The 12,813-nt window shown below is 74.2% G+C and carries 14 protein-coding genes and 1 pseudogene; 11 read left to right on the top strand and 4 right to left on the bottom strand.

Translation table 11 applies throughout. The annotated features are described in order from the left end of the window. The 9 genes and pseudogenes from ME121_RS26700 to ME121_RS26660 all read left to right on the top strand — a co-directional run. Nucleotides 1-313, top strand: a pseudogene (locus tag ME121_RS26700) (shikimate dehydrogenase); the annotation flags it as partial. Continuing rightward, the gene (coaE, locus tag ME121_RS26695; protein WP_012321205.1) at nucleotides 310-948 is read left to right on the top strand and encodes a dephospho-CoA kinase; all 639 of its coding nucleotides are present in this window, start codon (nucleotides 310-312) and stop codon (nucleotides 946-948) included. The pseudogene ME121_RS26700 and the gene coaE, both read left to right, overlap by 4 nt. A gap of 57 nt (nucleotides 949-1,005) precedes the next feature. Beyond that, nucleotides 1,006-1,230 carry a hypothetical protein gene (locus ME121_RS26690; protein WP_203112517.1) on the top strand — a complete coding sequence of 75 codons (225 nt, stop codon included), beginning with the start codon at nucleotides 1,006-1,008 and terminating at the stop codon, nucleotides 1,228-1,230. A gap of 106 nt (nucleotides 1,231-1,336) precedes the next feature. Continuing rightward, a complete protein-coding gene (dnaQ, locus tag ME121_RS26685; protein ID WP_012321203.1) occupies nucleotides 1,337-2,059 on the top strand; it encodes a DNA polymerase III subunit epsilon in 723 nt (240 codons plus the stop codon). A gap of 189 nt (nucleotides 2,060-2,248) precedes the next feature. Beyond that, nucleotides 2,249-3,460 (top strand): extracellular catalytic domain type 1 short-chain-length polyhydroxyalkanoate depolymerase, encoded by a 1,212-nt coding sequence (locus tag ME121_RS26680; protein ID WP_012321202.1) that lies wholly within the window; start codon nucleotides 2,249-2,251, stop codon nucleotides 3,458-3,460. 115 nt (nucleotides 3,461-3,575) lie between these two features. Then, nucleotides 3,576-4,466, top strand: coding sequence for a TIGR01459 family HAD-type hydrolase (locus tag ME121_RS26675; protein WP_012321201.1), 891 nt, complete (start codon nucleotides 3,576-3,578; stop codon nucleotides 4,464-4,466). Between the two features lie 234 nt (nucleotides 4,467-4,700). Beyond that, nucleotides 4,701-5,099 carry a DUF350 domain-containing protein gene (locus ME121_RS26670; protein ID WP_012321200.1) on the top strand — a complete coding sequence of 133 codons (399 nt, stop codon included), beginning with the start codon at nucleotides 4,701-4,703 and terminating at the stop codon, nucleotides 5,097-5,099. 7 nt (nucleotides 5,100-5,106) lie between these two features. Further along, on the top strand, nucleotides 5,107-5,847 hold the full coding sequence (locus ME121_RS26665) for a DUF1190 domain-containing protein (protein WP_024828872.1): 741 nt from the start codon (nucleotides 5,107-5,109) through the stop codon (nucleotides 5,845-5,847). Next, nucleotides 5,847-7,007, top strand: a complete 1,161-nt coding sequence (locus tag ME121_RS26660; protein ID WP_058606566.1) for a glutathionylspermidine synthase family protein — start codon at nucleotides 5,847-5,849, stop codon at nucleotides 7,005-7,007. Before ME121_RS26665 ends, ME121_RS26660 begins: the two co-directional genes overlap by 1 nt. 31 nt (nucleotides 7,008-7,038) lie before the next feature. Here the strand turns inward: ME121_RS26660 and ME121_RS26655 are convergent, their stop codons facing one another. Continuing rightward, complete coding sequence (locus tag ME121_RS26655) at nucleotides 7,039-7,635, bottom strand: HD domain-containing protein (RefSeq protein ID WP_012321197.1); 597 nt, start codon at nucleotides 7,633-7,635, stop codon at nucleotides 7,039-7,041. A 357-nt stretch (nucleotides 7,636-7,992) separates the two neighbouring features. Here ME121_RS26655 and ME121_RS26650 point away from each other — a divergent pair, with 357 nt between their 5' ends. Continuing rightward, nucleotides 7,993-8,946 carry a YiiG family protein gene (locus tag ME121_RS26650; RefSeq protein ID WP_012321196.1) on the top strand — a complete coding sequence of 318 codons (954 nt, stop codon included), beginning with the start codon at nucleotides 7,993-7,995 and terminating at the stop codon, nucleotides 8,944-8,946. Between the two features lie 28 nt (nucleotides 8,947-8,974). Here ME121_RS26650 and ME121_RS26645 read toward each other — a convergent pair whose 3' ends face one another. The 3 genes from ME121_RS26645 to ME121_RS26635 form a co-directional block, all read right to left on the bottom strand. After that, nucleotides 8,975-9,814, bottom strand: coding sequence for a lysozyme inhibitor LprI family protein (locus ME121_RS26645; RefSeq protein ID WP_143739262.1), 840 nt, complete (start codon nucleotides 9,812-9,814; stop codon nucleotides 8,975-8,977). Between the two features lie 8 nt (nucleotides 9,815-9,822). Continuing rightward, nucleotides 9,823-10,290: a hypothetical protein gene (locus ME121_RS26640; protein WP_024828875.1), complete on the bottom strand. Its 468-nt coding sequence runs from the start codon at nucleotides 10,288-10,290 to the stop codon at nucleotides 9,823-9,825. Between the two features lie 143 nt (nucleotides 10,291-10,433). Then, on the bottom strand, nucleotides 10,434-11,504 hold the full coding sequence (locus ME121_RS26635; protein WP_059409907.1) for a DUF4424 domain-containing protein: 1,071 nt from the start codon (nucleotides 11,502-11,504) through the stop codon (nucleotides 10,434-10,436). 644 nt (nucleotides 11,505-12,148) lie between these two features. On the opposite strand from ME121_RS26635, the gene ME121_RS26630 reads away from it, so the two are divergent. Continuing rightward, on the top strand, nucleotides 12,149-12,727 hold the full coding sequence (locus tag ME121_RS26630) for a peroxidase-related enzyme (protein ID WP_012321192.1): 579 nt from the start codon (nucleotides 12,149-12,151) through the stop codon (nucleotides 12,725-12,727). The last annotated feature ends 86 nt before the right edge of the window (nucleotides 12,728-12,813 follow it).

The raw sequence follows: 12,813 nt of genomic DNA, 5'->3' as shown, positions 1-12,813 counted from the left end.
CTGGGACGACCTGCCGGCGGCGCTTCCCGGGACCGGCCTCCTCGTCAACACCACGTCCCTGGGCATGAAGGGCCAGCCGCCCCTCGCCGTCGACCTGTCGCCCCTGCCGGCGGACGCGGCCGTGGCCGACATCGTCTACGCGCCCCTGGAGACGGCGCTCCTGGCGGCGGCGCGCCGGCGGGGGCTCGCCGCCGTGGACGGGCTCGGCATGCTGCTGCACCAGGCGGTGCCGGGTTTCGAGGCGTGGTTCGGCCCGCGCCCCCGCGTCACCCCGGAGCTGCGCGACCGGATCGTGGCGGACCTCGCTGGATGATGCCGACGGCCGGATCCGGACCCGTCATCCTCGGGCTCACGGGCTCGATCGGCATGGGCAAGTCGGCCACGGCCCGGATGTTCGCGGAGCGCGGCGTCCCGGTCCACGACGCCGACGCCGCCGTCCACGCCCTCTACGGGCCGGGCGGCGCGGCCGCGGCGGCGATCGGCGCGGCCTTTCCCGGCGTGCTCGGCGCGGACGGCGGCGTCGACCGGGCGCGGCTGCGCGCCGCGGTGCTCGGTTCGCCGGACCGGATGGCGGCGCTGGAGGCCATCGTGCATCCCCTGGTCCGGGCGGCCAGCGCGGAATTCCTGGCGCGGCACGCGGCGGCGGCGCTGGTCGTCCTCGACGTCCCGCTCCTCTACGAGACCGGCGGCGAGGACCGCTGCGACGCGGTCGCGGTGGTGAGCGCCCCGCCCGAGATCCAGCGCGAACGGGTGCTCGCCCGACCCGGCATGACCGAGGCGGCCCTCGCGGCGATCCTCGCCAAGCAGATGCCCGACGCCGAGAAGCGCGCCCGGGCGGATTTCGTCATCGACACGGGCCGGGGTTTCCCCGCCGCCGAGGCCGAGGTGGCGCGGATCGTCGAGCGCCTGACAACGCCCCGTGCGAAGCCGCACGCCGGCAACGGATGACGCGCTGGGCGGATTGAATATCTGCGGTTGCGTTCCGGGGGGAACACGAACTGCGGGATGGACGTGATGGCGCGGCGCTGGGGCGGGATCGATCGCGTTCGGTCAGGCGGCATCCGGGCCGCAACCCTCCTCGCGCTGCTGGCGGCCGTGCCCGCGCAGGCCCAGTACGCCGCCCGCTGCCCGCCGCCGAAGAAGTTCGCGGCCGGTGCCTGCGTCACCGCCTGCCCGGGCGGCTACGAGGACCGGGGGCCGGTCTGCGTCTACCGCAACACCTCCCGCTAGGCGGGGCGGCCGACGGGCGATGGACGGGGACGGCCGTGCAGGGCGGGTTAACCGTCCGGGCTTATCCGGCTAGGGTCCGTCCCCATCCCCGCGAGCCGCGAGACCCATGCTGCGCGAGATCGTCCTCGACACCGAGACCACCGGCACGGAGGCGAAGGGAGGCGACCGGCTGATCGAGATCGGCGCGGTGGAGCTCCTCAACCACATCCCCACCGGCCGGACCTTCCACCGCTACTGCAACCCGCAGCGCCCGGTCTCCGAGGGCGCGTTCAACGTCCACGGCCTGTCCGACGCGTTCCTCGCCGACAAGCCGGTCTTCGCCGAGATCGTCGGCGAGTTGCTGGCGTTCCTGGCCGACGGGCGGCTCGTCATCCACAACGCGCCCTTCGACGTCGGCTTCCTCAACATGGAATACGCCCGGCTCGGCGCGAACGCCCCGCCGCCGATCCAGCTGGAGGACGTGGTCGACACCCTGCCGATGGCCCGGCGCAAGCACCCGGGCGCGGCCAACAACCTCGACGCCCTCTGCGCCCGCTACGGCATCGACAACACCCGGCGGACCAAGCACGGGGCGCTCCTCGACGCGCAGATCCTGGCCGAGGTCTACGTCGAGCTGCTCGGCGGCAAGCAGACCAGCCTCGGGCTCCTGGAGGCCGAGAAGGCTGCCCCGGCGGCCGGATCGACCGCCCTGGCGGCGGCCCCGGCGGCACCCCGTCCCTACCGCAGCCGCCTTACGGATGCGGAGCGCGCCCGCCACGACAGCTTCCGCGCGAGCCTCGGTCCCGCCGCGATCTGGGCCGACTACATCGGCGCGGACGATCCGGTCTGATCCGCCCGCCAGAGCCCCCGCTCCGTGCGCGGCACCGGCTGTTGCCGCATCGCACAGGGGCGTTTAGTGCAATGCACAAAACGCCGTCGGCGCACCATCTCTCGGGATGGCGGGGGCTGGTCCACGCGGTGGCACGGGCGTGCCGGGTCCGGCCGTGACGGAGATGCTGAGGCAGTGAGGCGCGCACGCATGACCGAGGATTTCGGCAGTCGCGACGGACAGCGCGACGACAGGACCGGCCCGTCACCCTTCGCCGACATGATCGAGGCCACCCGCCTGACCGGCCTGGGCCGGCTCGAGGAGGCGACCGCCCTCATCCAGCGCAGCCTCGGGGGTCAGAAGCCCCCGCCCGCCGATCCGTCGGCCGCGCCGCAGCCTGCCGCCGAGACGCGGAATCCCGCGGCGGAGTCCGGGACGCGGATGCGCGAGGTGGTGGGGCAGGTCGTGCGCGGGCTCGCGCCGGTGCTGAAGGGCCTGGGCAACCCGCTGCGGCCGCCGGCCCCGCCGCCCGCCGACCGGGCGGGCGGGACCGGGGGCCGCTTCGTGGCGCTGACCCACGCCGAGCCCGCCGGCACCCGCGAGTACAAGCTGTTCATCCCGAGCCACCCCGACCGGCCGGCGCCGCTGATCGTGATGCTGCACGGCTGCACGCAGAATCCGGACGATTTCGCCGCCGGCACCGGCATGAACACCCTCGCCGAGCGCGCCGGCGTGTTCGTGGCCTACCCGGCCCAGAGCCGCCAGGCCCACGCCCAGCGCTGCTGGAACTGGTACGAGCCCCGGGACCAGGGCCGCGGCGCGGGCGAGCCGGCCATCATCGCGGGCCTCACCCGCGCGATCATGGCGGAGCACGCGATCGACCCGGCCCGGGTCTACATCGCCGGCCTGTCGGCGGGGGGCGCCGCCGCCCTCAACATCGCCCGCGCCTACCCGGATCTCTACGCCGCCGTCGGCGTGCATTCGGGCCTCGCGGCCGGCTGCGCCCGGGATCTCGGCTCGGCGCTGATGGCCATGCAGGTCGGTGCACCGGGCCTCGGCGCTCCGACCGCCTTCGGCACCCCCGCGCCCGCCGCCCGCGTCCCGACGATCATCTTCCACGGCGAGGACGACGGCACGGTGAGCGTGCGCAACGCCGACCAGGTGCTCGCCCAGGCCAAGGTCGCCGGGCTGACGCCCCGGTCGGAGACGTTCGAGGGCCGCGGCCATCCCTTCACCCGCACCCGCTACCGGGACGAGGCGGGCCGGGTCGTGGTCGAGGATTGGCGGGTGCGCGGCGCCGGCCACGCCTGGTCGGGCGGCCGCCCCGACGGCAGCTACACGGATCCCGAGGGGCCCGACGCGTCCCGGGCGATGCTCGACTTCTTCGCCGAGCACCGGCTGGGACCGGCGCGGCGCCCGTGAGGGATTTCCGGCTGCCGCGCGCCCCGGCGGGTTGTCAGGGCGCGGCCCTGATGTATCGCAGGGCTCTGCCCTGCCCCCACAAAAGGTCCCGGACCTTTTGAATCCAGGACCGTCCATGACCAGCACCCCCGCACCGATCCCGACCCTCCAGGGTCTCGCCGAGGTCGCCGACCGGTACGACCTGATCCTCTGCGACGTCTGGGGCGTGCTGCACGACGGCCAGACGGCCCACGGGGCCGCCGGCGAGGCGCTGATCCGGTTCCGCGACCTCCCGGGCGCGCGGCCGCGCCGGGTCGTCCTCGTCTCGAACGCGCCCCGGCCCGGCGACGGCGTCGGCCGCATCCTCGACCGGTTCGGCGTGCCGCGGGAGGCCTACGACGCGATCCTGACCTCGGGCGACCTCACCCACGACCTGATCGCCGCGCGCCCGGGCGCGCGGATCCGGCATCTCGGTCCCGAGCGCGACCTCGGCATCTTCCAGGGGCTCGACCTCAGCCTCGTCCCGGAGACGGAGGCCGACCTCGTCGTCTGCACCGGCCTGTTCGACGACCGCAGCGAGACCCCGGACGATTACCGGCCGGAGCTGGAGCGCCTGGCCGCCCGCGGGCTGACGATGATCTGCGCCAATCCCGATCTCGTCGTGGAGAGCGGCAACCGCCTGATCCCCTGCGCGGGCCTGCTCGCGGCGGCCTACGCGGAGATCGGCGGCCCCGTGGTGTACGCCGGCAAGCCGCACCGCCCGGTCTACGAGGCGGCGCTCGCCAAGGGGGCGGCGCTCACCGGGGCCGCGGTGGATCCGGCACGGGTCTTGGCGATCGGCGACGCGATCCGCACCGACATCGCCGGCGCCCGCGGCTTCGGCCTCGCGAGCCTGCTGGTGGCCCGCGGCATCCACGCGGAGGAACTCGGCGTCACGGCCGCGCATCACCGGCTGGGCGACGTGGCGGAATGGCTCGGCCGGCAGGCGGTGCATCCGGACGCGGTGATCGAGCGGCTGGTCTGGTAGCGCCCGACCCGCCGACGCGGGCCGGCCTCGCGCGTATTGCCGCCAGTCTAACCCTCTGAAATCCGCGACAAGCTTGACACCGCGCGGGAAATTGCGTGCATTCGCGCGTGTGAATCGGTCCCGCGCGCAGCAATCAGCCCCGACATCCGCTTCGCGTGCCGGACGATTCGACCGGAAGACCTGTCCGGTCGCGGCGCGCGCGACGATCGGGGCCGGCGAGACGGCGGGTCTTGCGTGACCCTGGTCTCCGGACTGCCCGACTTCCTGCTCTATCTCGGCACCGCGGCCGGGCTGATCGGCCTCTACCTGCTGATCTACACCCTCGCCACCGCGCACAACGAGCTCGCGCTGATCCGCCGGGACGTGACGGCGGCCGCCGTCGCGCTGGGCGGGAGCCTGGTCGGCTTCACCCTGCCGCTGGCGGTGGCCATCTACAACGCGGCGTCCCTGCTCGACTGCCTGGTCTGGGGGCTGATCGCCCTCGTGATCCAGATCGCGATCTACTGGCTCGTGCGCCTCGCGGTGCCGGACCTGTCGCGGCGCATCGAGGAGGACCGCGCCGCCGCCGCGATCCTCCTCGGCGCGGCCTCGCTGGCGGGGGGCGTCGTGAACGCCGCCTCGATGACCTATTGAGGGGCCGGTGACGGAGACCGCGCCAGCTCCCGACGCGGCCCCCGATGCTGCCGGCCGCGCCGCCGGCGGGTCCGCGACCGGCTTCGCCGCCGCCCGCCGCTCCAAGCGCTCGGCCGCCGTGTCTCTGGTCCTGGTCGCGGGCGCCGGCGCGGCCGCCCTGACGCTCGGCGGCCTCGACCCGTCCCAGCGGGAGGAGGAGGCGCTCGTCTACGGGACGCTCGGCGCCTGCATCGCCCAGCAGCTGCGCGGCGCCGAGGCCTGCATCGCCGCCTACACGAGCGCGCAGGAGACCTACGCGGCGACGGCGCCGCGCTACGAGACCGAGGCCGATTGCCAGCGCCACCACGGGACCGGCGGCTGCACGCCGGGCGCGCAGGTCACGGAGGCCGCGCGCGGCCGCTACCTGCCGGTGATGGCCGCCTTCATGATGGGGCGGACGGACGCGCAGGACCTGCCGGTCCAGCCGCTCTACCCGCACGCGCCCGAGGAGGAGCGCGACGAGGCCGGGACCGCGACGGCCGGGCACAGGGGCGGCTACTGCACCGGTGCGGGCGGCCGGGTCGCCTACGCGGGCGGCGCCTCGCGGGTCCACGTCCCCGCCTCGGTCGCCCGCACCGCGAGCACGACGAGCACGACGACGAGCACGACCCCGCGCACGGTCAGCCGCGGCGGCTTCGGCGGCACCGGGCGGGCGACGGCGTTCTCCGGAGGCTCGGGCGGCCGCGCGGGCGGGTTCGGCGGCGGCTGATGCGCCGCGTGCCGATCCCGGAGCGGCCCGACTGGCGGCTCCACGCCGCGCGCGCCGGCTTCACCTTCCACACGTTCGACGGCGCCCCCTACTGGGACGAGAGCGCCTACTACGCCTTCAGCCTCGCGGAGATCGAGGACGCCATCGAGGCGCCGAGCGCCGCGCTGCACGACCTCTGCCTCGCCTTCGTGGACCGGGCGGTCCGGGACGCGGCGATCCTCCGCTCGCTGCGGATCCCGGAGCACGCCTGGGACGCGATCCGGGCGAGCTGGGCGCGGCGCGATCCCAGCCTGTACGGGCGCTTCGACTTCAGCTACGGCGGCGACGGGCCGGCCAAGCTCCTGGAGTACAACGCCGACACGCCCACCGCCCTCTACGAGAGCGCGGTTTTCCAGTGGCTGTGGCTGGAGGACGGGCTGGCGCGGGGACGCCTCCCCGCCGGCGCCGATCAGTTCAACACCCTGCACGAGGCGCTGGTGGCGCGCCTCGCCGCCGTGGCGCCCCCGGAGGGCGTCGCCTTCGCGGGCTTCCCCGACGCGCCGGAGGATCGCGGCACGCTGGCCTATCTCCAGGACTGCGCGCTGCAGGCCGGCCGCCCCGCCCCCTTCCTGCCGGTCGAGGCGATCGGGCTCGCGGAGGACGGGCGCTTCGTGGACGCGGCCGGCATCCCGATCGGCTGCCTGTTCAAGCTCTACCCGTGGGAGTGGATGTTCGCCGACCCGTTCGGCCGGGCGGTCGGCGCGGCGGCGACCCGCTTCCTGGAGCCGCCCTGGAAGGCGGTGCTCTCCAACAAGGGGCTGCTGGCCCATCTCTGGGCGATGGCGCCGGGCCATCCCAACCTGCTGCCGGCCTTCTTCGAGGAGGACCCGGCCAAGGCCGCGCTGGGCCGGAGCTTCGTGAGGAAACCCCTCTACGGCCGCGAGGGCGCCAACGTGCTGATCGTGCGCGACGGCGCCGTCGCGGCGCGCGACGAGGGTCCCTACGGCGGCGAGGGCTACGTGCGGCAGGCCCTGGCCGCGCTGCCCGATTTCGACGGCCGCCGCGCGCTGGTCGGCAGCTGGATGGTCGGCGACCGGCCCGCCGGCCTGTGCCTGCGCGAGTCGGACGGCCTCATCACGACCGACCGGGCCCGGTTCGTGCCGCACCTCATCGCGCCGTGACCGGGTGCGGGTCGCGGGTCCGGGTCGCCTGTCACCGGTCCAGCGCCGCGAGCTCCCGCCGCATATTCGATCGCGCGGGCCCCTCCAGCTCGGCCCGGGCCCGGTCGGTGACGAACAGCGGCCGGCCGGACTCGAGGGTCCCCCGCAGGAAGGCCGCGCGCCCCCGCCGGTAGGCGGCCGCGCCCACGAACGGGACGAATTCCCGCGCCACGCCGGCGGCGTAGCCGTCGTAGGCGGCCGGCGCCGCCCCCAGGATCGCCATGTCCATGTCGAGGAAGACCGCGACGTCCGCGGCGAGCGCGGCCGGCAGGCCGTCCGGGACGGCGTGCCGCTCGGTCGCCAGGATCATCGTCTCGGCCGCCGCCAGCGCGGGCGCCGGGACCGCGCCGTCCAGCAGCGCCCGCAGGAGCGCGGCGCTGCGGCGCTCGTTGTCCGGGGCGCCCGGCCGGTAGACGGCGTCGTGGAACCAGATCGCCAGTTCCACCGCGTCGGGATCCCGGACCGTCCCGCGGCGGGCGCGGAACGCCTCCAGGAGCGCGTCGATATGCGCTTGGCCGTGATAGACGCGATGCGGCTCGGCCAGCCGGGCGCGCAGGTCAGCCAGGATGCGGGGATGGCCGTCGAGCATCGGCCGATCCTCTACCCGATCCGCCTCCGCGGGACGAGGCGGGATCGCGCCGCCGGTGCGGGGCGTCGCGGGCGCGCCGGGACGACCGGACGATGCGGCCCAGCGGCTGTCCCGGCCCGGTCCCCGGGGGCGGGCTTCCGGACGCCGCGATAGACGTTCCCGGCCTCGACCTCCGACATCGCGCGAGATCATCGTCCCGGTGGCGATGATCGGGGATGTGATCGTCGATCTCTCCGATAAACGGTCGCTGTCGATCCCGTGAGATCTATTGGGCGCGATCGACCCGATCCCGCGTCTGGTCTTCGCGCAGATCGCCGGCTACACGGGAACAACCCATCCGGAGGATCCCCCGCGCCCATGAGAGCGACGACCCTGAGAACGACGACTTGGTTGATGCTGGCGGCGCTGCTCGCGGCCGCCCCGGCCCGCGCGCAGGCCCCCGCCCCGTCGCCGGCGGGGCCGACGACCAAGCCCGAGAGCGACCCCGCGCAGGAGACGATCCGCAAGCTCAACGCCTATGTCGGCCTCCTCAACCGGACCCTGCGGGCGCAGGAATCGCTCAGCCGCTATCAGAGCTGGGTCAACATGAAGACCGGCCCGACCGGCCGCGAGCGGACCATCTACGGCCTCTACGGGCTCTACGACGTGCGCGGCGAGATCGCGAAGGCGGAGGCCGCGACGGCGCAGCCGCCCGCGATGCCGGACCTCGACGGCGCCGTGAAGAGCTACATCGCCGCCTATCAGGCGCTCGCCCCGACGGTCACCGAGGCGGAGGGCTACTACGAGCGGCAGGATTACCGCGCGGACAAGATGGAGCAGGGCAAGGCGCTCCACGCCAAGCTCGCCGTCGCGGGGCCGGCCTTCCTGGCGGCGCGCGCCAGGGTCGAGGCCGCGCTGCGGGTCGAGAAGGAGAAGAGCGACGCGCTGGAACTCGCCGCCCTCGAGGCGCGGGAGGGTCGCAAGGCGCGCTGGCACGTCGCGAACGTGATGACCGCGTGCCGCAAGGTCATGGACCTGCTGCCCACCGACGCCGAGCCGGTCGTCGAGATGGCGGCCTTCGAGGCCGCGCTCGGGCGCTACGCCGCCGCCGTGAAGGACATGGACGGGTACAGCGCCGCCAACCCGAACTCCTTCCACGTGTTCGAGAGCCGGCCGCGCGCGCTCCTGGGCAAGCTGCGCGAGTTCGACGCCAAGCTCGCCAAGGCCAAGGGCGACGCCCGGCGCGGCGCCGGGCGCGACGTGACCTGGATCGTGAACGACTACAACATGATGGTGTCGACCGCGCAGACGGCCACGACCTTCTCGCGGTGACCGGAGGCGCCCGGGACCCGGGGCGCCGTCAGCGGGTGCTCCGGGCCGGTTCCGTCGGGCGCAGCGAGGTCGCGGCCGCGGTGACGGCCGCCCGCCACCGCGCCTGCTCGGCCGCGGGGTAGCGGACGCGCAGGGTGACGAAGGCGCCGCCGCGGCCGCCCGCCAGGAGGGTCTTCCGGTACAGGATTCCGGCCGCCGTCGTGCAGGAGAACACGATCCAGCCGGGCTTGCGCGCCGCGTATTCGGGCGGCTGCCGCAGGCAGGTCTGCCGATCCGCTGCCACGACGGCGTCGAGATTCTGGTCGCGCGCGGCGTTCAGGCCCGACACCGTCAGCTGCAGGTGGCCGTCGGCCGAGTGGAAGGCCTGCCCGTCGCCGTTGTCCGGCGGTGGCTCCGCGACGAGGTCGGCGGGCACGTCGACGGAGAAGCCGAAACGGGCGTTGACCACGTGCCGCAGCGCGGGCGTGTCCGACAAGGCCCGGCTCCAGTCGCGCCGGACCCGCGCGATCCGCGCGGTGTAGGCGCGCGTCAGGCAGGCCGTGTCCGGGCAGGCGTCGCGGACCCGCGCGCGCCAGCGCGCGTGGTCCTCGCCGAAGGTGTCGATCGCCTGGCCGGTCTCCCCGTCGACCCCGCGTGTCTCGCCCACGATCCTGTCGAACAGGCGCCTGAGTTCGTCGTCCAGCCGCGTCAGGGCGGGGTCGGCACAGATCAGCGTCTCGACCCTGCCCCGATTCCCGGCGCAATCCGGGGCCGCCCGGGCGGAGGGGACGCCCGCGCCCGCGCCGAGGCCGAGCGCCAGCACGCGCAGCACGGCCGGCCATCGCGGCGGCCGCGCGGTCGCGCGATGCGCGCGCGGGGTGCTCGGCACGGCCGCGCTCACAGGCTGTCATCCTCGATCCTGACGAGCGTCCAGCAGGCCGCCCGGCGAAACGTGTAGGTGATCTGCAGGCCCGTATCGGGCTTGAACAGCTTGACGCGCATCGCGTCGGCCCCCGCGGCGCTCAGCGCCTGTTTCAGGCCGTCGGTCTTCTGCGTCCGGAGGCTCGGCATCAGCGGGAAGCGCAGCGCGTCGGCGCCGAGCATCGTCGTCACCGGCTTCGGTTCGGGCTCGGCCTCGGGATCGATCGTGTCGCTGCGCAGGGGCACGGCGACGAACGCCTTCTGGACCGCGACGTCGTCGGCGAAGGCGGCCAGGAAACCCGGGAAGTCCCGCGCGGGACAGGCCGGCGCCGCCTGGGCGCCCACGGTGCCGAGCGCGGCGAGCGCGCCGACGAGGCCCGGTCGGAGGATCGATCGGACGCCTGATCGCGCGCTCGGGCGCGCCGGACGAGCTTGGATACGCACGGAATCCCTCCTGTGGCGGTCTGGACGTGATCGGCAGTACAATCTCGGCCGGCACGGGCCGTCGGGTCTGCGCGGCGCGGGATCCGGGTCGTCGCGGCCGGCCGCCGGGCCCGCCGGATCCGGGCAGCGTGGCACGCCGCCGCTCATCGGCCCGCCGTGGTCTTGAGCAGCAGGACGTCGATGTCGCGCCGGGGCACGTAATCCGTCGCGACGCTCTCGAAGGTCGTCGGGCCCGTCTTGCGGACGCCGGTGCCGCAGAACGACACGAGCGTCGCGGGATCGCCCTTGTCCACGGTCAGCTTGAACGTGCCGATCGGCCCGGCCCAGTTGCCGCCGGAGGTGATCACGTAGGACAGGTACTGCTCGAAGGCCTGGATTCCCCGCCCGCCCGCCGCCTCGACCCTGCGGGCGAGCGCCTGGGCCGCCTTCAGGAAGGCCGCGTCCGTGCAGTATTTCCGCGCGTACTCGGCCCTCTCGTCGGCGCCCTCGGTCGCGGTACCGAACGACAGGCTGGACAGGCCGCCGAGGCCCGGAACGTAGCTCTGCCGGACGACGACGTCGCGTCCCGCCGGGAAGATCTGCCGGCGCCAGAACTTCGACCGCAGGGTCCAGACCGGGAACAGGCTCGTCGTGCCGTTGCCCATCTCCTGGGCCACCAGGAGGCCGTCGGCCACGAGGCGGCGGCGCTGATCCTCGCTCAGGGCCGCCAGAGCGGCCTCGGTGGCCTCGACCGTCGGGACGAGGGGGATGCCGAGGCTCCTCAGCCGCCCGGTCACCTCGACCTCCGGCTTGCCGGCCGGCGTGACGAAGGCGCGCTGCTCGACCTGCGAGTCGACCGGCCGGCCGTCGACCTCGGTGGTGAAGCGGAGGAAGTTGTCGTGCTTCGGGTCGGCGATGTTGAGCATCGCGTCGGGACCGCCGGATATGTCGGGCATCGGGAACGCGATCGTCGTCTCGACGTCCCGGTCGGTCAGGTTGTGGAAGCGGTAGGCGATCCGCACCGCCTTCTCGGACAGGAAGAGGTCCTCGGAGACGAGGGCGATCCGGTCCGTCTTCTCCAGGACGAGGCCGCCGGCCGCGAGGGCCGCGACGCTGTCGTCGGCCCGGACCGGACGCGGCAGGGCCGTCGACAGGATCGCCGGTAGGAACGCTGGCAGGAGCGCCGGCAGCAGCAGGGCGAGGCGCGGGGTGCGGGGCGTGGCTGGGGTTCGCACGGCTGTCGGGCTCGCTGGTTGGATCCGTCGGTGCGGGGGCGGCGCGGGCTTCGGAAGGTCCGGAGGCCTACGCGGCCCAGGGTGGGTCCCGGCGCGGACACCGCTCGCCCGGGCGCGACACGGGCTTCGATCCGCCGCCCCGCGGCAGCGACAGCTTCGTCCAGACCGTCTTCCGTCGCGGCACACCGGTCCTCCCCGCGGCGCGCCGTCGCGCGCCATCGAATCCCGGCCGGACCGGACGGAAGCTTTCGGGCAGAGTTGAGGCCGATCGCGAGGGCCGTGTCAGGTCGAGGCCGCGAGAAAGCACCGCCGTCAGCGAGACGCGTGGATCCCTAAGCTCCGCGTCGCGGGCTTCGTCCCCGCCGTGACGGGGCGATACAGGCCCGCGCGGCGCCACGAGCGGCAACGGTTATTCTCGAAGATCGTCGCTCATGAGCGATCGAAGGTATTCACGTCCCGGTTCTGCTGCTGAAATAGACCGGCGTCTCGCGCTGTTCCGGTCGTAAGCGCGCGGTCCGGTCCGCGGTCCGGCTCGCGGCCCCGCTCGATTGCGTCGGCGGGACCGTTCGGTCTATCGGCTGACCGGGACGGCCGGCGGCCTCGGGCGCCGGCTCGATCTGCGACGATCTGCGAGGAGCGCGCCCGTGTCAGCCGAAGACGCCCCGATCGGCCGCTTCCCGATCCCCCGCCTGGAGACCTTGCCGGACGACATCCGCGCGCGGATCGAGGCGGTGCAGGAGAAGTCCGGCTTCGTCCCGAACGTGTTCCTGGTGCTGGCCCACCGCCCGGACGAGTTCCGGGCCTTCTTCGCCTACCACGACGCCCTCATGGACAGGCCGGGCAACCTGACCAAGGCCGAGCGCGAGATGATCGTCGTGGCGACCTCGGCCATCAACCAGTGCCAGTACTGCGTGATCGCCCACGGGGCGATCCTCCGGATCCGCGCCAAGGATCCGCTGATCGCCGATCAGGTGGCGATCAACTACCGCAAGGCCGATATCACCGACCGGCAGAAGGCGATGCTCGACTTCGCCATGCTGGTCAGCCAGTCCGCGCACCAAGTCGGGGAGGCCGCGTTCGCGGCGCTCAGGGCTCACGGATTCGACGACGCGGATGCCTGGGACATCGCCGCCATCGCGGCCTTCTTCGGCCTGTCGAACCGGCTGGCGAACGTCACCAGCCTGCGCCCCAACCCGGAATTCTACGCGCTGGGGCGCGGCTGACGGCGCGGCGTCCCCCGCCGCCGGCGAGCCGAGCGCGGGTCCCGATCGTTCGCGCGGCCCGGATCTCGCGATCCAGACCCCAGGGG

Origin of the sequence: Methylobacterium sp. ME121 (assembly GCF_000974725.1) — a bacterium.
Taxonomy (GTDB): Bacteria; Pseudomonadota; Alphaproteobacteria; order Rhizobiales; family Beijerinckiaceae; genus Methylobacterium; species Methylobacterium radiotolerans.
The sequence above is the reverse complement of the archived record's forward strand: the minus strand, read 5'-3'. Positions and strand labels throughout refer to the sequence as shown.

Bases quoted from the DNA above. Each gene is read 5' to 3' on its own strand.
- ME121_RS26675 (WP_012321201.1), top strand. From the start codon at position 3,576: ATGACCAGCACCCCCGCACCGATCCCGACCCTCCAGGGTCTCGCCGAG.
- dnaQ (WP_012321203.1), top strand. From the start codon at position 1,337: ATGCTGCGCGAGATCGTCCTCGACACCGAGACCACCGGCACGGAGGCG.
- ME121_RS26680 (WP_012321202.1), top strand. From the start codon at position 2,249: ATGACCGAGGATTTCGGCAGTCGCGACGGACAGCGCGACGACAGGACC.
- ME121_RS26650 (WP_012321196.1), top strand. From the start codon at position 7,993: ATGAGAGCGACGACCCTGAGAACGACGACTTGGTTGATGCTGGCGGCG.
- ME121_RS26690 (WP_203112517.1), top strand. From the start codon at position 1,006: ATGGACGTGATGGCGCGGCGCTGGGGCGGGATCGATCGCGTTCGGTCA.
- coaE (WP_012321205.1), top strand. From the start codon at position 310: ATGATGCCGACGGCCGGATCCGGACCCGTCATCCTCGGGCTCACGGGC.
- ME121_RS26660 (WP_058606566.1), top strand. From the start codon at position 5,847: ATGCGCCGCGTGCCGATCCCGGAGCGGCCCGACTGGCGGCTCCACGCC.
- ME121_RS26655 (WP_012321197.1), bottom strand. From the start codon at position 7,635: ATGCTCGACGGCCATCCCCGCATCCTGGCTGACCTGCGCGCCCGGCTG.